Origin of the sequence: Ningiella algicola (assembly GCF_028401415.2) — a bacterium.
Lineage (GTDB): Bacteria > Pseudomonadota > Gammaproteobacteria > Enterobacterales > Alteromonadaceae > Glaciecola.
The window spans coordinates 3,636,806-3,661,145 of sequence record NZ_CP171821.2 but is presented as its reverse complement, the minus strand read 5'-3'; the positions used below and the strand labels follow the sequence as shown (position 1 = coordinate 3,661,145).

Genomic DNA, 24,340 nt, shown 5'->3' with positions numbered 1-24,340 from the left:
GCTACGTATAATTATTCAGTGTTTATGCAAATTTCTCCATTAAGTCCTTAGCACCTTGTTTTAGAAGCTTGGAGCCTAGCGACTAAGCCAAAATTTTCTGTCATACTTGCCGTCCGTTTTGAGAAAAACAAGGCAGTGTTTAGGGTTTATTCAGTAAGTCTTAATTTTACTTCTGCGCGAAGCCAAGCCTGTATTAGATATGAAAAGAGGTGCATGTATGCAAGTGACCAGAGACACATTCAATGAAGTTATGGTTCCAAACTATAATCCTGCGGCAATGGTACCGGTTCGCGGCGAAGGCTCGCGTGTTTGGGATCAAGACGGCAGAGAATATATTGATTTCGCTGGCGGCATTGCTGTAAATGTCTTAGGTCATTGCCATCCAGAGCTCGTAAAAACGCTTAACGACCAAGGAAGCAAGCTTTGGCACTTAAGCAATGTCTTTACTAACGAGCCCGCAATGCGTTTAGCGAAAAAGCTAACCGATGCGACCTTTGCCGACAAAGTATATTTTGCAAACTCTGGCGCAGAGGCTAACGAAGCCGCGCTTAAACTTGCTCGACGCTTCGCGTTGGATCATTTTGGAGAAAGCAAAGACCAAATAATTTCCTTTACCAAAGGTTTTCATGGTCGCACCTTTTTTACCGTCACCGTTGGCGGACAACCCGCTTATTCAGATGGCTTTGGGCCTAAACCCGGTGCTGTTGAGCATTGCGAATATAACAATTTGGATGCGCTCAAAGCGCTAATGAGCGAGCGTACCTGTGCAGTTATGATGGAGCCAATGCAGGGCGAAGGCGGCATTATTGTTCCAGACCCTGAATTTGTAAAAGGCGTTCGCGAATTATGTGACAAGCATGATGCACTGCTCATTTTCGATGAAGTGCAGTCGGGCATGGGCCGAACAGGTGAGCTATACGAATACATAAATTTGGGCGTAAAGCCCGACATACTGACCACCGCAAAATCGCTGGGCGGTGGCTTTCCAGTTGGCGCAATGTTGACTACAGATAAGGTATCCGCCAGCCTCAAACCTGGCACACACGGCAGTACCTATGGTGGCAACCCACTTGCATGCGCCATTGCAGAAAAAGTTTTCGATATTGTTAACACGCCAGAAGTCCTAGAGGGTGTTCGTCATAAAGAAGCGTTGTTTAGAGAAAAACTCAATCAAATTAATGACAAGTACCACGTGTTCAGTGAAATTCGCGGCAAAGGCATGCTTTTAGGGTGTGCGCTAAATGAACATTACAAAGGAAAAGCGCGCGACTTTATGGTGGCAGCAAACGAAGAAGGTTTAATGTGCTTAGTCGCGGGGATGGACGTGGTTCGTTTTGCGCCATCGCTGATTATACCAGATGAGGACATCATAGAGGGTTTACGTCGATTTGAGAAAGGCATTGCCCAACTCGTCGCTAAATCTGACGCTGCTTAGATAACTGGAGCAGCCCAATGTTGATTATCCGTCCTATTAGAGACAGTGATTATGCTGCGCTTTATGAAATTGCCAATGAGTCGGGCATCGGTTTCACATCGCTGCCGGTTAATGAAAACCTTTTACGGAAAAAAATAGATTCTGCAAACGCTGCATTCGCCAGCACGCCCAAGTGCCCAGGCCCAGAAAGTTATTTATTTGTGGCCGAAAACAGCGAAACTGGCGAAGTTGTTGGTACCTCAGGCATTGAAGCGACAGTTGGACTTAATGACGCCTTTTATCACTATCATGTGAGCAAAGTTGTGCACGCTTCACGCGAGCTTGGTGTTCATAACACTGTCGATATACTTATGTTTTGCAACGACTATACCGGCGTAAGTGAAATATGCACTTTGTTCTTGAGAGAAAAAGCGCGCAAGGGTTTATCGGGTCGACTATTGTCTAAGTTCAGATTTTTGTTTATGGCTCAACACCCAGAGCGCTTTTCAGATACCCTCATTGCTGAAATGAGAGGCGTGTCGGATGATAATGGCACCTCTCCTTTTTGGGAGTGGTTAGAAACGCACTTTTTTTCAGTCGATTTTCCTACCGCTGACTACTTAACCGGTATTGGCAATAAAGTGTTTATTGCCGAATTAATGCCCAAATACCCCATTTACGTCAACCTGCTTTCAAAAGCGGCGCAAGCGTGCATTGGAAAAGTACATGAAAAAACAATACCAGCGCTTAGACTGCTCGAACAGGAAGGTTTCAAGAGTCGTGGATATGTAGATATTTTTGACGCAGGTCCAACCATTGAAGCTGACGTTGCCAACATCACTACCGTGAGAAACAGTCGATGCTGCGAGGTATTGATTGTGGACGACTCCCGTCTAGCCAATGCACAGATGCACTATATTATTAATACCCAAATTTCAAATTTTAGAGCCTGCGTTGGGAAAATTGTCCTTGGTGAAAGTGAAGATGAACAAGGTAAAGCACTTATTAGCCAAGAAACGGCCAAGGCGCTGCTTGTTGATAGCAACTGCCAAATTCGCTTTGCACCTTGCGGACAAAAACCCGCTTAAACAACGCCATTAGGAGCGAGCTTATGTCATCTAATACAACACACTTTATCAATGGTAAATGGGTGAAAGGAGATGGGGAAGAATTTAACTCCATTGACCCAGCCAAGAATGCTCCCGTCTGGAGCGGACAAGCAGCAAGCTCACCACAAGTCGACAATGCAGTAAAAGCAGCGCGAAAGGCCTTTATTACATGGTCAATGAGCCAATTTGACGCACGCTTAGCTCTAGTGAAGCGATTTGCACAAGTGCTTGGCGACAATAAAGACGCGCTCGCACATGCGATTGCCAAAGAAACGGGCAAACCATTGTGGGAAACGGCAACTGAAGTTGCGGCAATGATCGGTAAAGCGGGCATAAGTGAGCGCGCCTACCAAGAGCGAACCGGCACAGTTGAAAACCCAATGCCCGCCGGAAAGGCCATGCTTCGTCACCGACCACACGGTGTGGTTGCTGTTTTTGGCCCATATAACTTCCCTGGCCACCTTCCAAATGGCCACATTATTCCCGCGCTGCTGGCGGGCAACACGGTTGTGTTTAAACCCAGCGACTTAACGCCACTGGTAGCCGAATTAACCCTAAAGCTTTGGCAAGAGGTGGGACTGCCTGATGGCGTGTTGAACATGGTACAGGGGCAGGTAGAAACCGGAAAGTCGCTTGCAAGCCATAGCGATATTGACGGCTTATTTTTTACCGGAAGTTCCAACACCGGGAAGCTATTGCACCAGCAGTTTGCCGGTAACCCTGGAAAAATTCTTGCGCTTGAAATGGGTGGCAACAACCCATTAATTGTGACTGAAGTAGCAGATACTAAAGCCGCTGTTCACGACATTATACAATCGGCATTTGTTAGCTCTGGGCAACGCTGCACATGTGCCCGCAAACTGTTTGTACCAAGCACAGCTCAAGGCGACCAATTGCTCGAAAGCTTAGTAAAAGCCACCGCGCAAATTAAAGTAGGCCATTACGATGCTAATGACCAACCCTTTATGGGTGCAATGATCTCGGCTAAGGCAGCGGCGCTTATGGTGAGAGCCCAGCAGCAGTTAATTGATATGGGTGCAAAAGCATTGATTGCACTTGAGCATAGCGATACCAGTACCGGTTTTGTCAGCCCTGGCATTGTAGATGTGACAAACATCGCTCGCGATATGCCTGATGAAGAACATTTTGGTCCATTGCTAAAGGTGATTCGATATAAAGATATTGATGACGCTATTGCGCTTGCCAATAACACAAAGTTTGGCTTATCTGCGGGTCTACTTGCCGATAGCGAAGCCGACTATGACTACTTTTTACCGCGCATACGTGCAGGCATTGTGAATTGGAACCGCCCAATTACCGGTGCCAGCAGTGCTGCGCCGTTTGGGGGTATTGGAGAAAGTGGTAATCATCGCGCTAGCGCATATTACGCGGCCGACTACTGCGCATATCCTGTTGCCTCAGTAGAGCTTGATAAAGTCATGCTCCCATCAACGCTAAGCCCCGGGCTTAATCTGGACAACATTTAAAGAGGCTTATTATGCACAGTAGTGTTGACGCATTATTTAACGGCTTATGGGAAAACTATTTAGAAGTTACCCCTTCTGCTAAAAAGATTCATCGTATACTGAGTGAATACGACCAAGGCGAAGCTACTTCGCAAGACAATCGATTTGACGCCATCGTAAATGACCATATTGCGCTTCGCACCTTTGATATTGAATCGGTCAACCTTGATAAGCTTGCCGCACATTTTAAAGCCGTAGGCTATGAACAAGGCGGTGAATACGATTTTGCAGCAAAAAAACTCAGCGCACTGCACTTTCAACATCCCGACCCAGAGCAGCCAAAGGTCTTTATCAGCGAACTGCGTGTTAATGAGCTCAGTAAAGATGCTGCATCTATCATTCATCGACTTGTTGAACAAATGGATGCGTCAGCAGTAAAAGCTGACAATTTCTTATACTCAGGCCCGCATTGGCAAGTAAGCAGTCAGCAATATTATCGACTGCTTGAAGAATCAGAATATGCTGCGTGGATGGCGGCTTGGGGCTATCGTGCTAATCATTTTACGGTAAGCGTTAATCATTTACACTCCATCACCGAATTGGCCGAGGTAAATCGCATTCTTAAAGAGAACGGTTTTGAACTCAACACCTCTGGCGGCGAAATCAAAGGAGGCAAAGACGTTTGCTTAGCCCAGTCGTCAACCATGGCCGACAAAGCTATTGTTAAGTTCAGCGATACGGAACTTAATATCCCCAGTTGTTTCTATGAATTCGCGCAGCGATATCCCATGCAAAATGGCGAGCTTTATCAAGGCTTTGTGGCTGCATCAGCGGATAAAATATTTGAAAGCACTAACTCATCGGCGTAATTGTGCAATTAATCACAGGATTTATGCCGTTCGTCCCTTTGGGCTTTAATCGCTTTGGGTGTTCAGTATTATGAAAAGGCACCTAAATACTATCCCTAGACATTAGATGCTTGAGAAGGCCATTTGGCCTTCTTTTTTTTTGCTCAAATTTCAACTCCATTGGTCTTTATTAGTTACTGCTAAAAAAAGGCGCTGAATTGCCTTCAGCGCCTTTAATTGTGCTCAGATTCCCTTACATGGTATTAGAATCTGAAGTTGAGTCCCAGCTTATAAATACGTCCTAAAGTGTCATACTGACTTGGGAATGTATTGCCTGAGTTAGCGCGAGTAGCGCCTATTTGATTACCTAGAACCGGGGGATCTTCGTCAAACATATTATCGATGCCTGCGGTTACGATTGCCCACTCAGTGACATGGTAACTTGCAAACAGATCGAAGTAGTCATAAGAATCGATGGTTCTAAACTCTTCGAAACGCAAACTTGCTTCCGGGAGTTCAACATCTACAGAGTTGATGTGTCGCCACTGAAGCGAAACAGTCAAATCATCTAAACTCCATGTGGTGCGTTGTATCCAGCGTAGATCTGAAATCGGTGTACAGCTTGTACCATAAAAGCCATTACAGTCGATAATCGGCACCGTATCGGAACTCTGCGATTCTTGAGTCAGGTATTTATTGATGTTTGCGGTGAAGTTTAGCTCTCCATATTCATCTAAATCCATGCCGATATTCATGGCTATTTCGATACCCTCAGCTCTTAAGAAGTTAAGGTTGGTGGTGAACAAGTTCACCCCAGCTGAAGACCCAGTCAAATCACCGCCAACACGATTAATCTTTGCACACTCTGTTAAGTCACCCAGGATGTAGCAAGAATCCAATACTTCTTGGGCACTGAAGCTATTAATGATGTCTTGAATGTCGATATCATAATAATCTGCAGATAAGGTAAAGGTTGTAAAGGCATCAAAATTAGGTGTCCAAACAAAGCCTGCGGTAGTGGTGTCAGCTTCTTCAGGGCCCGGCGGTTCAACAGGATTACTTCCGTTAAATGTATTTATTTGCCCTGAAATGATATCCGGGATGACACCTACCTGAGCTTCCGACATCCCTGTTGCAACACAAAGCGCGGTGAGCGCAGCATCAATATTTCCAGCATTGGCGACTGAGCATGGGTCTTGCGTCGCGTTACTTAAGCCAGATGTAACCGGTGAGAATAACTCCCCGATATTGGGTGCTCGGTTTGCGCGCTGCTTCATTACGCGTACCAAGAATTCTTCAGTCGGACGCCAATTCACACCATACTTCCATGATTCGGTGGTGCCGATGGTATCGTAATCTGAGCTTCTGAAACCAAATTCTAAATCCACTTTTTCGGCAAAGGTCATACCGTCAATAAGTGGCAGAATCCCCTCAAAATAGAAGTCTTGCGTTTTGTAGCCGCCTTCAATTGGAAGCAAATTACCGCCCGCTCCACCTTGACAACTTGCCGGAGCCAATTTTAAACATTCGTCCGGGTCTAGAATACCCGTTTCATTTCTAAACTCGAAACCAAAACTCATTGCCAACGGCGCGTCTGCGGTAGGCAATGTAACTACGTCTACGGGGCCGGTTACCACTATTGTACCGATTTCTTGTTCATATTTTTGCTGCTGTATGGCAATTGCCCTTGCAAAACCCGCCATTTCTTCAGTTATGGTGCCAAAGCCACCGAAAAGGTCAATCGGCACACAAGTACCACCCGACGCGCAGGTCACGCCATCTCTGCTATCAAGGGCCGCCTGGATATTTGGAAGGTTGGTATATCCGTCTCTCACGGTCGTTCTATTAGACTCGCCGTATTGATAAGACACGTCGTACTCCCAACCGTTAACGATTTCACCACGAACCCCCATATTTAGCTGCCAGATATCAGAGTCGAAGCGTTCGGTTCTTGGGCCCAATTCAAGAGTACGTCGACGAAGACGCACGTTGAGCGTATCTTCAGAGTCAACCACGCCATTTGCATTAGTATCTGTCCAACTGCCGCCATCAACTAACGAGCCATCGGCCACAGCATCATTCGCACCATCTAAAATCCAAGTAAGCGCCTGATCACCAATAAACGGATTATAAAGTGGTAAGTTGAAGGCCGAACCAAAGGTGCCTGAAGGTGCAATTTGTTGATCCACCGAGCTATTTGAATAATTAAATGATGCATATACTTCCGCATGGTCATTTATTTCATAGTTGGCTATTGCGGTTGCCGAATAACGCTGAGCAGGTGTCTGATAAAAGTTAAACGGATTAAAATTAAAACGGCTACACTCAGCGCTTAAGGTTCTATCATCTCTAAACTGCCCTGACACGCCTGTGCCTATTAATTCAAAACGGGTAGGAATAGCGGTAGTAGAGCCACTGCCGTTCACAAAATCAACCACATTTGGACCACCACAGCCTGAAGGGGGCTCTGCCGGTGCCTGACCATCTAAGAATTCTTGAAAGCCCGCACCAGAGTTTGAGTTAATACCCAACTGCCCTAGCGGACGTTGACCCAGTCTGACCGCCTCACGCTCAAACCAGCTAATGGATAGCACAGCGTTTCCGCGGCCATCGTCGAAATTTGAACCGACCGTCAATGCGATGGCGTCTTGATCACCGTCTGACTCGCCAGTTTGTGAATGATTCAAGTCAAGCGCGACGCCTTCAAAGTCTTTTTTGAGGATGACGTTAATCGCGCCGGCTACTGCATCGGAGCCATACACTGCTGAAGCACCACCGGTAACAACATCAATGCGCTCAATCAGTGCCGTTGGAATATTAGTGGTATCAACTTGGCCGTTAAAGTTAAACGGCACCATACGCTTACCATCAAGTAGAACGAGATTCCGCTGGGCCCCCAAACCACGTAAGTCAATAGTTGCAGCACCTGCTGTGCCGTTATTGGCGTTACTACCATCAGCAGGTATGGTAGAGGGTAAAACCCTAAGCACCCGTTCAAATTCTGGGGTAGCTAAAAATCCTATCTCTTCCTCACCAATTGATACAATTGGACTTGTGGATTCAGTGCCTGGGGCACGGATGCGACTCCCTGTGACGGATATTTTTTCCACGTTTGCTTCATCGACAGCACTTGCTTCTTGTGCAGAAACAAGCTGAACGCTGCCTGCAGTCATTATGGCGATACTAAGCGCAAAATTGACCGAAAGCGCGACTTTTGATTTGTTGAACATGTTGTCTCCCTAGTGCTCATAAGCGCCATTGCAAACCGAAAACGTGCATGGCTGTTCGTACTGCTCGAATACATGGCGCTCTGAGACATATTGTTGTTAGCAAGCACAAAAAAGATGCGCTCGAGCTTAAATTATGCCCAATGATGTGCGCCGACTAGGCGCTATCCGTGAAGTGTAAAAACCTTGTGATAGTCGGTATGTGATTTGGGACAAACGGGGGGAACTCGCTTCACTTTATTCGCCGAAGGCATAAATCGTAAGAAAGTGTTACATCCGTAAAAAAATGTAATCGACTGAATTTATTATAATAAATTCATTGGCTTAAGCCCTTACAGATATCTAAAAATCAAAGCCCAATACGCGTTTGGGACTAAAGTGCAGTACTCAGGGACGAACGGGGTGAAGGTCCATAAGTAGATTAATCGTGAAAAGACAGTTATCTTAATACCATCTACCGTGCAAGGCACATATCAACAATGAACAATAAGCAGTCGTCATTAACACATTACTTTTGGGCAACCAATATACTGTTATGGTTAGCGGCCTCGGCTTTGTTTGTTCATATTCAATGGATTGCGACGCTTAACTCTGATTCTCCGCAGACATGGGTTTCCATCTGGTTTCGTGCTAGCTATTGGTTTTTACATTGGATATGGGTAACGGCAGCCGTCTTTGCTATTTCTGAACGCATTGAGGCTAATTTCGAATCTACCCATCAAAAAATATTCTTCCATCTCTTGAGTGCCATTTCGTTATTGGCCACTTATTGGTGCGTATGTAACTTCTTTCGCCTTTATTTTCTTGAATTAAGCCTCATCGATTTTTGGACATCGCTTTCCCACATTGTGTTTTCTAGTGCACAATTAGATATCATCATATATGCGTGTGTATTTGTGGGTGCGAGAGGCATTGGTATTTATCATCGTCGCGTACACGAAAAGTATGAAGTCAAACGTTTGCAGAATTTATTGATTCAAGAGCAATTAAAAGCGCTTCGCTCGCAGCTAAACCCACACTTTTTGTTTAACACTTTAAATACCATCGCCAGCTTAGTGCGGCTTAAACGCGAAAAACAAGCGGTATTTGCCTTATCTGAGCTGAGCACAATGCTGCGAAAAATACTTGAGAACAAAAACCATCAGGAAATCCGTTTACAAGATGAAATATCATTTATCAACAGCTACTTAGCAATACAAAAATTACGCTTCACTGACAAGCTTGATACCCATATTCAAGTGCAAAGTGACTGTCTCGATTTGCACATCCCCAATATGCTTTTACAACCCTTAGTAGAAAACGCGGTGCAACATGGCTCACAGCTTGAGTCCAATCAAAACCCGCTAAGTGTAGAAATTTCTAGGGTCGACGGTAACTTAAACTTTGTGATGATAAACAAAGTGGCTAATAACGATAGACACGAAGGCTTCGGCATCGGCCTGTCCAATACCCGAAAACGATTATCCAAATTGTACGATCATTTCAAGTTAGAGCTTACTCCCCTAAATGGCGGTTTGTTTGAGACGGTTTTAGTTATTCCAATAGGAGCAGAGGATGCTTAAAGTACTAGTTGCAGATGATGAAAGCTTGGCACGAGACACGGTCAAATTATTGTTAAGTCAGATACCCTATGTGGGTGAAGTAATAGAAGCAAGCAACGGCAATGAAGCGCTCGCGTTATCTCATCAAGCACTGCCAGACATTGCGATTTTGGATATTGAAATGCCTGGCGCATCAGGTCTAGAACTGGCTCAACATTTACCCAAAAAATGCGTCGTCATATTTGCCACCGCGCACAACGACTATGCACTTAAAGCCTTTGAATTAAGCGCAGCTGATTATGTTCTCAAACCTTACGAAGATGGGCGATTTTTGCAAGCTTTTGAGCGCGCAACCGAGCGTTTTCACCAAAGAGGCATGCAACACTATCCAATCTTGCAAGATGCGCTTAGCAAAAGCGCAGATACTGAAAAACATAACTATCGCGACCGTTTAGTGATCAGGGACACTGGGCGCATTCGACTCATTGACGTCGACAATATTCATTATATCAGAGGGGCGGGAAACTACGCTGAACTCCATTTAAGCGACGACAGTACCGTATTGCATAGAGAGACACTATGCACACTTGAGGAGCAACTTGACCCATCGTGCTTTGTGAGGATTCACCGCTCGTCTATTGTAAGACGCAATAAGATAGTGGAACTTCGCCCCAACGATAAAGGTGACTATTTAGTGCTGCTTGAAAACGGTGATACCTTGACTTTATCGCGCCGCAATCGAACGAAACTTGAAGAAATTACACATTAGCCAATTCGATACTGAAAGTATGCGGTTTGAGTGAAAAGACTTGCTCCAGTGCAAGCCTTTTCATTGCTGTTATCGTTTTCTTAGTGCGAATATGCCACAGCCCAACAACAGCAGCAGGGATAAGACGGAGGGAGAGTTCGCCTCCACCACAATATCGTCTACCCCGAGGTCTATTTGCAAAAGCGCCTCGCCACTTGCGAAAAACCAGTCTGCAAGATCCAGAGAAACCGAATTTGCTGTGAAGCTAAGATTTTCCTGAGTCACAGCGTCATTGTTACTCGTGAGTGTGGCTGATGTGATGTCAGCGCCTAAATCCAAACTACTGAATACGAGAAAGCCGTTTTCGCCTAGTGGAAGGTCTAGATCCATAATAATTGAGCTCGCACCAATATCTATAGATTCACCGATAAAGAAAAACCCGCCAAACTGTGTTGCAATATCGCCACCTAAAAATTCGACGTCGTCACTCACAATCACACCTAAATCTTGAATTTCAAGATCACCCGTTAAGGTTAGGTCTATAGCATCACCGATGAGTGATGCCTGCGCATTTCCTGCGAACCACAAGCTGGATAAGAGCGCCAGTGTTACGAAAGTCTTCTTGTATAAAGTCATCCTGTTTTTCCTATATAAGCGTTATTGAGTTGGCTAACATTACTACCTGTTGTTTAAAGCATAAGCTAGTAATATTGCGTTATCATCTTGAAGGGATGCAAGACAGCACGATTTGCGAGTGTTTCAGATGTCATAGATAGCATGGCATATTTCAGAGCCATTTGTCACTCATGAACATATGGATTGAGAAATCGGCGCTTACTCTTTCTAATGACCGCAGTAATCTGACTCTGTTTTCATCTGATATGCGCCAATAAAAGGGGGTCATGGCAAGTAAGTTCTCTCGCATGCTTGATGTGTTGAGGGAGCATTCAAAACTCAGAGCATTTCGAGATTCAAATATAAAGCCTTCTGGTACATTAAACTGCTCATCATGAGTATTGACTTCATCGTACACAAATCGCTTCAATTCTTTTAAATGATGCGCGCCTGGCGTCACCACACACCACCTTCCATTGGGTTTTAATACTCTGCGGATTTGCTCCGCGTCTGATGGCGCGAATACTTGAAGTACAAAATCTTGGCTATTGTCTTCAAGCGGTATGTTAAAGGTGCTCGCAACGGCAAAGTTTGCACCTGCAGATAGGTCTAAATTTTCGTTTTTATTATCTTTTTTATATGATTTTGCGGCTTTTTCTATCGCAGTTTTTGATATGTCGATACCACTGACGCGAACTCTCTGAGCGCCGAAATGCTCACGGATGTGTTTTTGGATAAAGCGAGAGTAGTAAGCGTGTGAACACCCCGCATCAAACAAACTAAATGCTTCACTTTGTTGACCGTGTTGCTCAATTAGCTCAACGATATTCCTGCAAAGACTTTCTGCAAGTGCGCTATAGCTACCTGAGGCCAAAAAAGCTTCACGTGCTTGCACCATCGCTTTACTGTCGCCGGGATCTTTACTCTTCTTATGCTGTACGGGCAATAAATTGACATATCCAGATTTTGCAATATCAAAAGCGTGGCCTGAATCACATGTGTAAGTTTTATCTTTAAGATGAAGTGCGCTGGAGCACAATGGACAAATCCATGATGAGTTTACCATTATGCGTTCATTTTCATCCGTTCTAAACGCTTACTCTGCGTCGCCGGATGCATCTTTATCAGGCAAGTCATTTGCGCTCTGCTCGTTGTCTAGCGCTAGCGCTTGGTCATCGGTAACAGCAGCCGCCTTTGCGATGACCTCTACTTCATCAACTCGCTGAAGTCCTCTTGGCAACTTGTTTCCCCGTCGTCCTCGCTCACCTTGGTAATGCAACAAATCCGAAGGCGTTAAGGTCATCACTCGCTTACCTGCTACCACTTTTACACTCGCTTGCTCGGGCACCACCGCTAACTGAGTCAGATACTCTTCTCTGGATTTCGCTTTGGCAGAAGGAATATTCATTAGCTTATTGCCTTTACCTTTGCCCAGTACAGGCAAATCACGCAGCGGGAACAACAGCATGCGGCCCTGATTAGAAATGCACAAGCACCAGTCGCTTTCTATATCAACAAGCTGCTGTGGACACATAATTTTTGCAGCCATGGGCAGCGAAACATAGGCTTTACCGGCTTTGTTTTTGGTGAGCATGTCATCAAAATGCCCAACAAAACCATAGCCAGCATCGCAACCCACTAAATATTGCTGTTTATCTTGCCCCATGATCACATATTCGGCGCGCTCACCCCCAACAATGCTGAATCGTCCTGTTAGCGGTTCACCTTGGCTTCGAGCGGATGGTAAAGAGTGCGCATCGCACGAGAAGGTCCGCCCGGAGGAATCCAAAAAGACGGAGGGCTGGTTGCTTCTGCCTTTAGCGCTATGTAAGTAGCTATCGCCCGACTTGTAGCTCAGGTTTGCGCCATCAATGTCGTGACCTTTAGCACACCTTGCCCAGCCTTTTTCCGACAAGACAACCGTTACTGGCTCAGAGGGCACAAGTTCTTTTTCGCTAAGGGCTTTTGCTTCGCCACGTTCAACGATGGGAGAGCGCCGGTCGTCGCCGTAAATGTCTGCCGCTTCTAAAATTTCTTTTTTAATCAGGGTTTTCAAACGTCTATCTGAGCCAAGCAGTAATTCAAGAGAATCACGCTCTTTGCTCAATTCGTCTTGCTCAGACTTAATTTTGAACTCTTCTAATTTAGCAAGATGACGAAGTTTTAGCTCTAGAATGGCCTCAGCTTGTGTATCAGATAATCCAAAACGTTCCATTAACACCGGTTTGGGTTTATCTTCGTTGCGAATGATAGCAATCACTTCATCAATATTTAAAAAGGCAATTAATAAACCTTCCAAAATATGCAAGCGCGCAAGCACCTTGTCTAAACGGAACTGCAAGCGACGTGTGACCATGTCTTTTCTAAACACGAGCCACTCGCTCAAAATAGCGCGTAAGTCTTTGACTTGCGGTCTGCCGTCTAAACCAATCATATTGATATTAACGCGGTAGCTTTTTTCTAAGTCAGTGGTGGCAAATAAATGCTGCATCACTTGCTCAACATCCACGCGGTTAGAGCGCGGTGTCACGACTAAACGTGTTGGATTTTCATGATCTGACTCGTCGCGCAAGTCACTCACAAAAGGAAGCTTCTTGGCTTGCATCTGCCCCGCGATTTGCTCAAGAATTTTAGCGCCAGAGGCTTGATGAGGTAACGCGGTAATGACAATCTCGCCGTTTTCCTCATGAAACACACCGCGCATTTTTATGCTGCCGCGTCCAGTTTCATAGAGCTTTTGAATATCGGCTTTGGGCGTGATGATTTCGGCATCAGTGGGGTAATCTGGACCTTGCACATACTCTAAGATATCTGATAGCTGTGCACGGCTGTTGTCGAGTAGCGCGGCGCATGCGTTGGCAAGTTCGCGCGCGTTATGAGGCGGAATATCTGTTGCCATCCCAACGGCAATACCCGTAACGCCATTGAGTAATATATGAGGTAAGCGGGCGGGCAGTACTTTGGGTTCTTGCAGTGTGCCGTCGAAATTAGGTGTCCAATCTGCCGTGCCTTGACCCAATTCACTGAGCAATACTTCAGAGAATTTAGACAAGCGGGCTTCGGTATATCGCATCGCAGCAAAAGACTTTGGATCATCGGGTGCCCCCCAATTTCCCTGCCCATCAACCAAGGGGTAGCGATACGAAAAAGGCTGAGCCATAAGCACCATGGCTTCATAACACGCGGAATCACCGTGTGGATGAAACTTACCTAAAACATCACCTACGGTGCGCGCCGATTTTTTATATTTAGCGTTGTTGCTTAGTCCTAAATCAGACATTGCATAAATGATGCGGCGCTGCACGGGTTTTAAGCCATCCCCGATATGCGGAAGCGCTCTATCCATGATGACGTACATGGAATAATTGAGATAGGCGTCTTCGGTAAATCGTCCTAATGAAAGCTGTTCAATACCATCACTGTTTATTGTTATATCATTATTCATAAATCGATGATCTTTGGGTAAGTGAAATTATTAGCACTTTTGTTTTAGGTAACTGCACTATAAGAAATCAAGACGCAAGGGCCTGTTGATACCTTGCAAAGTGTACATATGTCTCGCGACACTTTATATTAGCGTTCATGGTATCGCATTTTTGACAAAAGCATAACTTCTCATTGAACAAACTCAAGACCTTATTGTTTCCGACCATACTTATACGGTTTCTTTTGTGTATAGCTTGCGCTGCAATGTTTCCATCAAGCGTATTTGCGCAAAACGAAATAGTGCTATCGCAAACCCAAGAAGCGGAACTGGTCACACCTAAATTTGCAGTATATTGGCAAGACGGCGAACCGCTCAAGTTTAATGAGTTTAGAGCAGTAAAAGACACCTTACCTTATCAATTCTCGACGCGCTCTAATTTTGGCTTTGTACGCGATGGTTTGTGGTTCCATGCACAAGTGATCAATCAAACCGAACTTAATGAGTGGGTGCTGTCGATTCGATTTGCCCAGCTGCATGACGCGCGCATGTATATTGTCAGGGGAGGAAATACGATATACGAGGCCAGCGACGGGATCCGAAACAAAAACTCATCCTATGCCCACCCTACCTTTAAATTTGAGCTGCCAAAAGAAGAAAAAGTCGATATTTTCATTTATGCATCTTCGTCAAGTATGTCTTTACTGGCCCCCATTTATATTCAAAGCGAAACCGAACACGATCTCACCAACCGAATTGACTTTTTGCTATGGGGAGGCTTTTACGGAGCGATTTTAATTCTGGCTATGTACGCCATCAGTTTTTCGTTTAACTACCCCAGCCTTAATAATTTACTTTTCTTTTTGCATATTGCTGTTGTGTTGATATGGCAACTTAATTGGAGTGGTCACAGCCATCTGTTAAGCGATTACATCGGCGGTTACATCGATTTACTGCTGCCAGAGGAGCTCCTTATTTTGCTGTGCTTAGCAGCGTGCGCATTTTCAACGAGCTTGCTTCCTCGCCGCTTGTACGCATCTTACTTGTTCAAATCGCTAATGATTTTTATGGGTGTCGCCACCTTTATTCTAATTATCATGCTATTTCCGATTTTGTCCGTAGAATGGCGTTTTGTGCTGTCATACGCACTCGGTTTTACTTGCCTGGGGCTTAATTTTTTAACGGCCCTTCAAAGCTATCATAACGGCTTTGTGCCAGCGCGGCCTATGCTTATCGGCTGGTTGGTCATGTTTTTTGGCGCGCTGCTCAGTACGATGTATATATTTGGCTACCTTGCAACCAATACCTTCAATGCACAGCTGTTCCAGCTTGCCCTTAACGTGCAAGCGGGCGCATTTTTATTGTCTATCGTAAGCAAGCGGCAAAATGAGCTTGAAACCGAACTTGTGCAAGCACGTGCCGACGCGGAAAACAACTTTATATTAGTTGAGGAACAAAACGTCGTTCTGGAAATGGCGCGACGCGACGCAGTAAAAGCAAGTGAAATCAAATCGCAGTTTTTAGCCAATATGTCGCATGAAATTCGCACTCCCCTAAATGCCATTATTGGCTTTAGCAAGGAGTTACAGTCAAAAGTCAATGTGGCTGAGCGCGAGGAGCATGTGAAGATCATCAATTCTGCAGCAAGCGACTTGCTTACACTCGTTAACGACATTCTCGATTTTTCAAAGATGGAGGCTGGGCAACTTACATTAAATGAGAAATCCTTTAAGCCCAAAGAGTTATTCGAAGACATCGCCGCAACCATGTCAAAAACCGCACATCTTAAACAGCTTGAGTTTATTTATGATGTAGACGACATGCCCAATTACTTATTAGGCGACGCTTTTCGTTTAAAACAGCTTATTACAAACCTCATTAGCAACGCGCTTAAATTCACGAACTACGGTCACATTGCTTTGCGAGCAAAAGTGATTGCTTTAAATAGCGTTGAATGCGTCCTTTCCATCCGAGTGGACGACTCAGGCATCGGCATTAGTAAAGACGAACTGAATAATATTTTCAAAGCCTTTCATCAACTCGAGGACGAATTAAACCGTTCTTATCAGGGAACAGGGCTTGGACTCGTTATTTGCCAAGAACTGGTGTATTTGATGCAAGGCGAGCTTAACGTAGAGAGTTCACCCTCGGTTGGCAGTAGTTTTGAGGCGACTATCCCCTTTAAGGTGCAAACCCATGCACGCCCCAAAACTCCGTCACTCCCATTTTTCAATCGCAAAGCGGTAGTTTACGACCCTTGGGGCGAATCGAGACGCACCTTGGTTAGACAGCTTCAGATAACAGGCTTTGACGTCAGCAGTTTTGAAAGTTTAAGCTTAGTTAAGGCAAACGTAAACGAAGCCGATTATCTGTTTGTGGCACTGCCAATAAAACACGTGAAGCTGCGTAGCGAAATAATGCACAAAGTCAGTGAGTTTGCGCCAAAAAATACCGTTATTTTATTTTCTGGGCCACCGCCGCCTAATCCGCTTATTAGCGTGCTTCCGGTATCCACCAAAGTGGTTCGTCTACCTTTGACAGCACGCAAAATAACCTCAATAGAATCAACCGTAAATCAGGCTCAACCCTCTATCAGCGAAACACAAATTACGCAATTGCCCAGCGTACGAATATTAGCGGTAGACGATATGGAGCTAAACTTACGACTGCTCGAAACCTGGTTAAAAAACTCTCCCATCACCCTAGATTTGGCCTACGACGGACAAAGTGCAATTAGCAAATGTGAACAGGTTGAATACGACCTAATTCTAATGGATATCCAAATGCCCACCATGGACGGCATTGAGACAACAAAACACATTCGAAAAACACAGCTTAATCTTGGCACACCCATTATCGCCGTCACTGCACATGCCTTGGAAGAGGAAAAGCAGCACTTTTTGCAGTGCGGGCTAGAAGACTTTTTATCTAAACCTATTCAGTTAGACAACTTAATAGCGCTGATAAACGAATGGTGCGATATGCAAGAGGAGCAAGGTGAGAAGCTTCCCGAGAGCATCGATTGGGAGCTAGCACTAAGACGTTCTAATCATAATCCTGAAGTAGCCATGTCGTTTATGGATGATTTTATTAGTCATTTGAATGAGCACCAAGAAGAGATTCAGCAGTATGCAGAGAACTATCAAACCAAGGAATTGCTAGCGAGTATTCACAAACTCCATGGAGCTTGCTGCTACACAGGCGTACCCCGTTTGCAGAATATGTGCTATGAGCTTGAAGAGGCCTTGAAAAACAATTTGGAATATCGCTTTGAGACCGCAGTTAGCGCTTTAATATCAGAGGTTGCCTTGTTGCAAGACGACTGGTCGAAACGTCGACAGCGCTTTGTTTAGTTTATGAGAATCTAAACATCGCTCCAAATTTTAAAGGAATAGGGATATGACACATGTAGAAAAACGTGCATTTTTACTCAGCGAAATCGATACCAAAATTACACAGTTTGGACGAGATTCCTCAAGACACAAAAGCATGCATCGCGCCTTACGCTATTTCGCATTCACTTTCACGGGGCTTACCTCTCTTTTGTCTGGCTTAGCGCTGTACATGCCCAGCATACAAACCAGCCTCAACATCGCCATTTTGGTGATTGGTGCCATGGCCGGTATTTTCGCGTCGTTCGAAGGCTTGCGAAAAGCCGATGAACTGTGGATCCATGAACGCACTCAGTATCACTTGCTAAATGATTTTAAGCGCAGGGTATTATTTTACACTTCGCAGGACAGTCCAGCAGAGGAAATTGACGAGCTGTTTGAGAAATTTCAACTACTGTTGAGCAATGCAGGTGAACAATGGAACGAAGAGATTGCGGGAGCGAGCAGCACTGTTTCCTAACGATCATCGCGAAATAATTCAATGTGTATGTATTAACACTAATATGGAATCAGCACGTTAGCGCAAAAGACCATTCAACGCAAAATCGCTGCATGTTATCTCAAAAAATACACTTCGCGCTGTAAAGATGTTATGTATGCTCTTATAACATTAATTTTACATGCGAAGATGATTCAGGTTTATCATCCAATGTCTTGAATCACCTCATAGGTTTATTTCAATAGTTATGTCTGACTCACCTAGCCCACTCAAAGACATTGTCCCTATTGGACAAAAAGCTGCCTATGGTACAGGTACGCTAGTACTGAATTTACTGCCTGCCTCATTAAATATCTTTGCTTTTTTCTTGGTGACCGCATATGGCATCGATCCATTTTTAGCCGGTCTATTAACGGGTTTACCAAGACTATTCGATGCGCTTACCGATCCGATCATGGGATTTCTTACCGATAACACAAAGTCACGTTGGGGTAGACGCCGACCCTACATTGTGATTGGCGCAATATTAAGCGGGGTATTGTTCGCACTGCTATGGCAAATGAACCCGGATGCCTCTGAGCAATACAATTTTGTGTATTTTTTACTGTTCTCACTTGCCTTCACTATCGGCAACACGATGTTTGCAACGCCCTTTGTCGGTCTTGGCTACGAAATTAGCTCTGACTATAAAGAGCGTACGCACTTGATGGCGGTGTCGCAGTTTATGGGGCAAATCGCATGGATGATTGTCCCTTGGTTTTGGGTCATTATTGCCAATCCAAATCTGTTTGAAACACAAGCTGACGGTGTACAAGACATGGCCATCGTAGTAGGTGGTATCTGTATTATTTTAGGCGTAATACCTGGACTTCTCTGCAAAGGAATAAGCGACGAAAAAATTGAAAATCGTAAGGAAATTTCCTTTAGCACCATGCTCATCAATTTAAAAAGTATCATTAATGGCATTGTAACGACCTTCAAAAATGCGGCCTTTGCACGCCTATGCGGCGCTACATTTTTAGTCTTTAACGGCTTTCAATTAGTGTCAAGTTTTGCATATTTCATAATCGTATTTTACATGTTTGAAGGTGACTTTGGCTCTGCAGGCAACTGGCCGGCATGGTTTGCGACTATGAGCGCAGTGATGACCGCATTTTTTGTGATACCAATCGTTTCGTGGATGGCTGACAAATTTGGAAAACGCAACGCATTTATCATTTCTACATGCCTTTCAATTGTAGGCTATTCACTGAAATGGATTGGCTTCAGTCCTGACAATGTTTGGCTTATGTTTATGCCTATTCCCTTGATGTCTTTTGGTATTGGCGGACTGTTCACTTTGATGCTGAGCATGACAGCTGATGTCTGCGATTTGGATGAACTTAACAACGGCATGCCGCGACGCGAAGGTACATTTGCTGCTATTTACTGGCTAATGGTCAAAATTGGCAATGCAATCGCCTTAATCCTTGGCGGTTTGGTGCTAAACTTAGTTGGGTTTGATGCCTCCTTAAGCACACAAACTCTCGAAACCATGACGCAATTGCGCCTTGCTGATGTGATCATCCCTGCCGTTACCGCAGCCATGGCCATCTGGGTAATGTGGGCTTATGATTTGGACGAAAACAAGGCGCGAGAAATTAAAGCGAAATTAGTCAAGCGGCGCGGCGAAATTTAATGATGCAACAGAGCATTTTTTACGAATTAACTGATTGTGCTTTTGTTTTGTATTGAGCCAGTAAAGTGTTATTTCAGAATAACTGCTTTAGAAAACTAAACTAAACAAAGCCCCGCCATTTTGACTTGCCGAGACTTTTATTGACCCGCTGTGCGCGTTCATTACCTGCCTTGTTAACGCTAAGCCAACGCCCGACCCTTCTTTCTTGGTGGTGAAAAATGGGATGAATATTTTACTGGCAATATCATCGTCAATCCCAGGGCCATTGTCAGCTATTTCAATAAGGACATGACCGCGTCGATTCAGGCGTGCGTTAAGTGATATTGACGGCTGGCTGACACCATCGGTGGCTTGCTGGGCGTTTTTGACTAAGTTGATTAACATTTGCTCAAGCATTGTTTTGTCCGCATTCATTTGCAAGTCTTGTGGTACCGCGGTTTGCGTAAACTCAATGGAATTAGTGCTGTCTTCTTGTTTGACTATTTCAATCACTTGCTCAAATAGCGCCGATACCTTAAGCGTTTCCTTTTTAGGCTCAGGTAAATGTGCAAGCTTTCTGTAGCTGCTGACAAAGTTCATTAAGCCCTCGCTTCTGCGCGATACGGTGGTAACTGCACTTGCTATGTCGTTCAGTTGGTCTTGGATATCCGCCTGTTTGAGAGCTTGTTGTTTTGCGTCCTTTATTAAATCAGCTGCGGTATTGGCGAGTGACGCAACAGGCGTAATACTGTTCATAATTTCATGTGTCAACACTTTAACTAAGTCTTGCCACGCTTGTAGTTGGGATGAATCGAGTTCGTTTTGTATATCTTGTAAGCTGAACAGCTTCTCTTGCTCGGCGGCAACAATCACTTGTGTCATCGACACACTTAGCTGTTGGCTCATGTTGTCGACTTGAAACCCCACCAAACGTTTATCACCGGCTTTCATTGTCCTAAGTTCGCTAGCAAATTCAGTCCCAAATTGAGCCAAATCGTCCAGCCGTAAAATGTTCGCTCTGCCAAACATCCGTCTGGCCGCGTTATTCCATAAGGTTATTTCACCGCCTTGTTTGACACTAATTAATGGCACGGGTACGTGTTCTATTACTGCTTTGAGGTGCCTCAATTGCTCTTCTTGAAGCCGCCTATCAGTTTGAAAACGATGCAGTATCTCTTCAAATGCAAGGCCCAATTCACTAAAGCCTGAGCCTAATTCTGATAATTCAAAACGCTGAGAGTAGTCAGCATGCTTGAGTGCATCTAAAAACCTGACCAACTCGGCGTTTGTGCGCGCCGTAAATTTTACGATGCTGTAGCACTGAACAACCAATACGAATAATGCGAGAACTGTCGCTGCATGATATCCAGGCGTCACCAACAGGTAAGTCAATACAAGCAAATTGATCATAGTAAGCGCAGTTCTGACACCTATTAACAATGAAAATCGTTTAAAGCCCATGCTTTTCCATTCTCCTATAGAGCGCCGCTCGCGTAAGACCTAGGGCTTTCGCGGTATGACTGATATTGTATCGATAGGTGCGAAGTGCTTTGGTAATCGTTTGCTTTTCAATCTGGTCAAGGTTGAGATCGTCTTGTTGTTCTATTGCTTCGGTGAGTCTGGGAGAGTGCTCAGATCCAACCGTGTTAATCATCGGCGCTTCAGACTCCTTTGCATGATTCACGACGCTGATTTGATGGGCGTCTTGAAGCTGAAAGTCGTCGAGCATTAGCGTAGAAGATTGGCTTAAAATTATTGCTCTTTCGATGGCGTGGCGAAACGCTCGTATGTTGCCCGGCCATCGGTAGGCTTTGAGGGCCTGCATTGCCGCAGGGTCGATACTTAGAAGAGGTTTGCCATATTTTTTACAATAGTGCGCTGTGTAGTATTGCGCAATGGCCTCAATATCTTCCGCTCGCTCGCGCAAAGCAGGAAGGCTTATCTCAACGGTGTTTAATCTGAACAGTAAGTCTTGTCGAAAGTGGCTTTCGTCGCTTAGCTTTTGCTTGCTTACATTGGTTGCACAGATGACGCGCACATTAAAGGCTTTTGATTGATTTGAACCTAGGGGTGTAATTTTGCGCTGTTCGAGCACAGTGAGTAGCTTCGCTTGCAAGTGAAGCGGTAGATTCCCAAGCTCATCTAAAAACAGCGTTCCGCCATCGGCGGCTTCTAGTTTGCCGATACGGTCTTCATTTGCTCCCGTAAAGGCTCCCTTTTTATGACCAAACAATTCACTCTCAAAAAGGCTTTCCGATACAGCACCTAAATCAACGGTCATAAAAATGTGTTTATGTCGTTTGCTTTGCAAGTGAAGTTCGCGAGCAATAAGCTCTTTTCCGGTGCCGTTTTCACCGAGTATCAAAACATTTGCATCAGTAGGCGCGCTGCGACTAACCAAGGATAAAACATGCCGCATAGCCTCAGACTTGCCTAGAATTTGCGGATGTTCACTCTGGTTAGCAACCTCTACCAATAGCTTGTTGGCTGTTTGCAGCTGCTTGGCTTCGCTGCGCATGGCGCCTAAGTTCGCCGCACTTGAAATAGTCGCCACCAGCTTTTCATTTTGCCATGGCTTTATCACGAAATCGCTGGCCCCAAGCTTCATAGCCTCTATCGCTAGATTCATTCCACCATGAGCGGTAATCATGACCACTACCGAATCAGGCTCTAATGAAAGAATGGTTTCCAGCCATTTCAAGCCCTGTTGGCCTGTGCTTTCACCAGGCCCAAAATTCATATCGAGCATAATGGCTTTGAAAGAATTGGCTTTTAATATATCGGGGATTTGGCTTGGTTCACTGCAAGTGGTGACCTCAAATTGATGACGGCGTAGCAGTAATTTAGCCGCTATAAGAATATCTTCATCATCATCAACAATGAGTATTGTGCCCTTATTCAACATAAGTGATTTCAGGATATCAAATTTATACGAATGTCCATTATCGTACACTTAGTGTTCGTAAACGTACAGTTTAAAAAATCACAACCATGCTTAGATTTAGTTATTCCATTTAAAACAATAACTTATGCTTTGGTTCGATACTTGAATGATAGCCACTATGAACGCGGGCAATCGCTTAATTATCGCACAGGAAGATGTCGTTATGACGGAGCAATCATTACAGAAAGCCACAGGCGCAAATGGGCAAGGGAAGTCCGGCTCGGGCATGGATCGCAAGATCGCTAAACCCAGTCTTGCTTGGAAGAAATACAGTATCGCTTTTATTGTCCTTGCTGCACTCGCTTATGTCGCGTATTTGCAGTTTTCAGGAAACTCAGGAAAAGCCATAAAGGTCGATAGTCAACGCATTGCGATTTCAGCCGTCAGCTCAGGCATATTTGAGGATTTCATTCCTATTAGAGCTCGCGTAACGCCAGCAAAAACAGTTTACTTAGACGCCATTGAAGGTGGGCGCGTAGAGCGTATTTTGGTGGAAGACGGCACTAGTCTTAAAGCAGGCGACCTAATTGTTGAGTTGTCGAATGCATCATTGCAGCTTAGCGTGTTAGGCAACGAAGCTCGCGTTGCTGAACAGTTAAATAATATGCGTTCCATCGAGCTCAGCCTCGAGCAAAACCGCCTTCAGCATAAACGCAATTTAGCCGACATTAACTACCAAATAAAATTACTCACGCGTCAGTTAAGTAGAGAAGACGAGCTACTTAAAACGGGGGCGGTAAGTGCTTCGGCCTACGCTGATACTGCCGACACCTTGGCATGGTACAAAGAGAGAAAAATACTAACCCTTGAAAGCCAAGCCTCAGACAAAGCGCTGCAAGAAAGCCAATTAGCCTTCTTAAAAGATACTGCCGTGCGCCTTGAAAGTAATTTAGCCATTTCACGACAAAACCTAGCCAATATGAATGTTAGGGCGCCTGTTGATGGCAAGCTTTCAGGTTTTGATTTTGAGGTAGGCCAAAGCATCGATAAAGGCGAACGCTTAGGGCAAATTGATACACCGAATGACTTCAAACTAACCGCGCTCATTGATGAGTTTTACCTAAGCAGAGTCGATATTGATCAGCAAGCTAGCTTTGAGGAATATCAGCTCAGTGTATCTAAAATATATCCGCAAGTGGCTAACGGTCAGTTTGAGGTTGACCTGAAATTCACTGACCAACAGCCCAACGGTATCCGTCGCGGCCAAACGGTTCAAACCAAGTTAACACTGGGTGACGCAAGCCCTGCGCTGCTCATCCCAAATGGCGCCTTTTATCAAGATACTGGCGGCAACTGGATATTTGTGGTGACGCCAGATGAGACCGAAGCCGTTCGCCGTCCTGTGCGCCTAGGCCGTCGCAATTCTCGCTTTATTGAAGTTTTGGATGGACTCGAAGAGGGCGAGCGCGTTGTCACTAGCCCATACACAAGTTACCAGGATATGCAGCGACTTAAGCTGAACTAGACATTTACATCGCTTTATGCGGAACCAATAGCAAAGCAACAACGCATCGAA

The 24,340-nt window shown here is 44.9% G+C and carries 16 protein-coding genes; 10 read left to right on the top strand and 6 right to left on the bottom strand.

What is annotated here, in order from left to right; all coding sequences use genetic code 11:
* Positions 1 to 217 precede the first annotated feature (217 nt).
* From PN836_RS15865 to PN836_RS15850, 4 genes are read left to right on the top strand one after another with little or no spacing between them, the layout of a single operon-like run.
* Positions 218 to 1,435: an aspartate aminotransferase family protein gene (locus PN836_RS15865; RefSeq protein ID WP_395340068.1), complete on the top strand. Its 1,218-nt coding sequence runs from the start codon at positions 218 to 220 to the stop codon at positions 1,433 to 1,435.
* A 17-nt stretch (positions 1,436 to 1,452) separates the two neighbouring features.
* Positions 1,453 to 2,502: an arginine N-succinyltransferase gene (gene astA, locus PN836_RS15860; protein WP_395340066.1), complete on the top strand. Its 1,050-nt coding sequence runs from the start codon at positions 1,453 to 1,455 to the stop codon at positions 2,500 to 2,502.
* Positions 2,503 to 2,525: 23 nt separating this feature from the next.
* Complete coding sequence (astD, locus tag PN836_RS15855) at positions 2,526 to 4,010, top strand: succinylglutamate-semialdehyde dehydrogenase (protein WP_395340065.1); 1,485 nt, start codon at positions 2,526 to 2,528, stop codon at positions 4,008 to 4,010.
* A gap of 11 nt (positions 4,011 to 4,021) precedes the next feature.
* A complete protein-coding gene (locus tag PN836_RS15850; protein WP_395340064.1) occupies positions 4,022 to 4,858 on the top strand; it encodes a DUF1338 domain-containing protein in 837 nt (278 codons plus the stop codon).
* A gap of 242 nt (positions 4,859 to 5,100) precedes the next feature.
* On the opposite strand, the gene PN836_RS15845 is transcribed toward PN836_RS15850, so the two are convergent.
* Complete coding sequence (locus tag PN836_RS15845) at positions 5,101 to 8,067, bottom strand: TonB-dependent receptor domain-containing protein (RefSeq protein WP_395340063.1); 2,967 nt, start codon at positions 8,065 to 8,067, stop codon at positions 5,101 to 5,103.
* Between the two features lie 476 nt (positions 8,068 to 8,543).
* Between PN836_RS15845 and PN836_RS15840 the strand changes: the two genes are divergently transcribed.
* Complete coding sequence (locus PN836_RS15840; protein ID WP_395340061.1) at positions 8,544 to 9,626, top strand: sensor histidine kinase; 1,083 nt, start codon at positions 8,544 to 8,546, stop codon at positions 9,624 to 9,626.
* On the top strand, positions 9,619 to 10,374 hold the full coding sequence (locus PN836_RS15835; RefSeq protein ID WP_395340059.1) for a LytR/AlgR family response regulator transcription factor: 756 nt from the start codon (positions 9,619 to 9,621) through the stop codon (positions 10,372 to 10,374). The genes PN836_RS15840 and PN836_RS15835 overlap by 8 nt, the downstream gene beginning before the upstream one ends.
* 69 nt (positions 10,375 to 10,443) lie before the next feature.
* On the opposite strand, the gene PN836_RS15830 is transcribed toward PN836_RS15835, so the two are convergent.
* From PN836_RS15830 to parC, 3 genes are all read right to left on the bottom strand, one after another.
* Positions 10,444 to 10,989 (bottom strand): hypothetical protein, encoded by a 546-nt coding sequence (locus PN836_RS15830; RefSeq protein ID WP_395340057.1) that lies wholly within the window; start codon positions 10,987 to 10,989, stop codon positions 10,444 to 10,446.
* A gap of 151 nt (positions 10,990 to 11,140) precedes the next feature.
* On the bottom strand, positions 11,141 to 12,034 hold the full coding sequence (locus PN836_RS15825; RefSeq protein WP_395340055.1) for a putative RNA methyltransferase: 894 nt from the start codon (positions 12,032 to 12,034) through the stop codon (positions 11,141 to 11,143).
* A gap of 30 nt (positions 12,035 to 12,064) precedes the next feature.
* Complete coding sequence (parC, locus tag PN836_RS15820; protein WP_395340054.1) at positions 12,065 to 14,413, bottom strand: DNA topoisomerase IV subunit A; 2,349 nt, start codon at positions 14,411 to 14,413, stop codon at positions 12,065 to 12,067.
* Positions 14,414 to 14,658: 245 nt separating this feature from the next.
* On the opposite strand from parC, the gene PN836_RS15815 reads away from it, so the two are divergent.
* The 3 genes from PN836_RS15815 (at position 14,659) to PN836_RS15805 (ending at position 19,901) form a co-directional block, all read left to right on the top strand.
* On the top strand, positions 14,659 to 17,745 hold the full coding sequence (locus PN836_RS15815; RefSeq protein ID WP_395340052.1) for a response regulator: 3,087 nt from the start codon (positions 14,659 to 14,661) through the stop codon (positions 17,743 to 17,745).
* Between the two features lie 46 nt (positions 17,746 to 17,791).
* On the top strand, positions 17,792 to 18,244 hold the full coding sequence (locus tag PN836_RS15810; protein ID WP_395340050.1) for an SLATT domain-containing protein: 453 nt from the start codon (positions 17,792 to 17,794) through the stop codon (positions 18,242 to 18,244).
* Positions 18,245 to 18,470: 226 nt separating this feature from the next.
* The gene (locus tag PN836_RS15805) at positions 18,471 to 19,901 is read left to right on the top strand and encodes an MFS transporter (protein ID WP_395340048.1); all 1,431 of its coding nucleotides are present in this window, start codon (positions 18,471 to 18,473) and stop codon (positions 19,899 to 19,901) included.
* A gap of 87 nt (positions 19,902 to 19,988) precedes the next feature.
* On the opposite strand, the gene PN836_RS15800 is transcribed toward PN836_RS15805, so the two are convergent.
* Both PN836_RS15800 and PN836_RS15795 read right to left on the bottom strand, forming a co-directional pair.
* Complete coding sequence (locus PN836_RS15800) at positions 19,989 to 21,341, bottom strand: sensor histidine kinase (RefSeq protein WP_395340046.1); 1,353 nt, start codon at positions 21,339 to 21,341, stop codon at positions 19,989 to 19,991.
* A complete protein-coding gene (locus PN836_RS15795; RefSeq protein ID WP_395340045.1) occupies positions 21,331 to 22,785 on the bottom strand; it encodes a sigma-54-dependent transcriptional regulator in 1,455 nt (484 codons plus the stop codon). The genes PN836_RS15800 and PN836_RS15795 overlap by 11 nt, the downstream gene beginning before the upstream one ends.
* A gap of 202 nt (positions 22,786 to 22,987) precedes the next feature.
* On the opposite strand from PN836_RS15795, the gene PN836_RS15790 reads away from it, so the two are divergent.
* Positions 22,988 to 24,289, top strand: coding sequence for an efflux RND transporter periplasmic adaptor subunit (locus PN836_RS15790; protein ID WP_395340042.1), 1,302 nt, complete (start codon positions 22,988 to 22,990; stop codon positions 24,287 to 24,289).
* The last annotated feature ends 51 nt before the right edge of the window (positions 24,290 to 24,340 follow it).

Bases quoted from the DNA above. Each gene is read 5' to 3' on its own strand.
- astD (WP_395340065.1), top strand. From the start codon at position 2,526: ATGTCATCTAATACAACACACTTTATCAATGGTAAATGGGTGAAAGGA.
- PN836_RS15845 (WP_395340063.1), bottom strand. From the start codon at position 8,067: ATGTTCAACAAATCAAAAGTCGCGCTTTCGGTCAATTTTGCGCTTAGT.
- astA (WP_395340066.1), top strand. From the start codon at position 1,453: ATGTTGATTATCCGTCCTATTAGAGACAGTGATTATGCTGCGCTTTAT.
- PN836_RS15805 (WP_395340048.1), top strand. From the start codon at position 18,471: ATGTCTGACTCACCTAGCCCACTCAAAGACATTGTCCCTATTGGACAA.
- PN836_RS15790 (WP_395340042.1), top strand. From the start codon at position 22,988: ATGACGGAGCAATCATTACAGAAAGCCACAGGCGCAAATGGGCAAGGG.
- PN836_RS15830 (WP_395340057.1), bottom strand. From the start codon at position 10,989: ATGACTTTATACAAGAAGACTTTCGTAACACTGGCGCTCTTATCCAGC.
- PN836_RS15840 (WP_395340061.1), top strand. From the start codon at position 8,544: ATGAACAATAAGCAGTCGTCATTAACACATTACTTTTGGGCAACCAAT.
- PN836_RS15825 (WP_395340055.1), bottom strand. From the start codon at position 12,034: ATGGTAAACTCATCATGGATTTGTCCATTGTGCTCCAGCGCACTTCAT.
- PN836_RS15800 (WP_395340046.1), bottom strand. From the start codon at position 21,341: ATGGGCTTTAAACGATTTTCATTGTTAATAGGTGTCAGAACTGCGCTT.
- parC (WP_395340054.1), bottom strand. From the start codon at position 14,413: ATGAATAATGATATAACAATAAACAGTGATGGTATTGAACAGCTTTCA.
- PN836_RS15815 (WP_395340052.1), top strand. From the start codon at position 14,659: ATGTTTCCATCAAGCGTATTTGCGCAAAACGAAATAGTGCTATCGCAA.
- PN836_RS15795 (WP_395340045.1), bottom strand. From the start codon at position 22,785: ATGTTGAATAAGGGCACAATACTCATTGTTGATGATGATGAAGATATT.
- PN836_RS15835 (WP_395340059.1), top strand. From the start codon at position 9,619: ATGCTTAAAGTACTAGTTGCAGATGATGAAAGCTTGGCACGAGACACG.
- PN836_RS15865 (WP_395340068.1), top strand. From the start codon at position 218: ATGCAAGTGACCAGAGACACATTCAATGAAGTTATGGTTCCAAACTAT.
- PN836_RS15850 (WP_395340064.1), top strand. From the start codon at position 4,022: ATGCACAGTAGTGTTGACGCATTATTTAACGGCTTATGGGAAAACTAT.
- PN836_RS15810 (WP_395340050.1), top strand. From the start codon at position 17,792: ATGACACATGTAGAAAAACGTGCATTTTTACTCAGCGAAATCGATACC.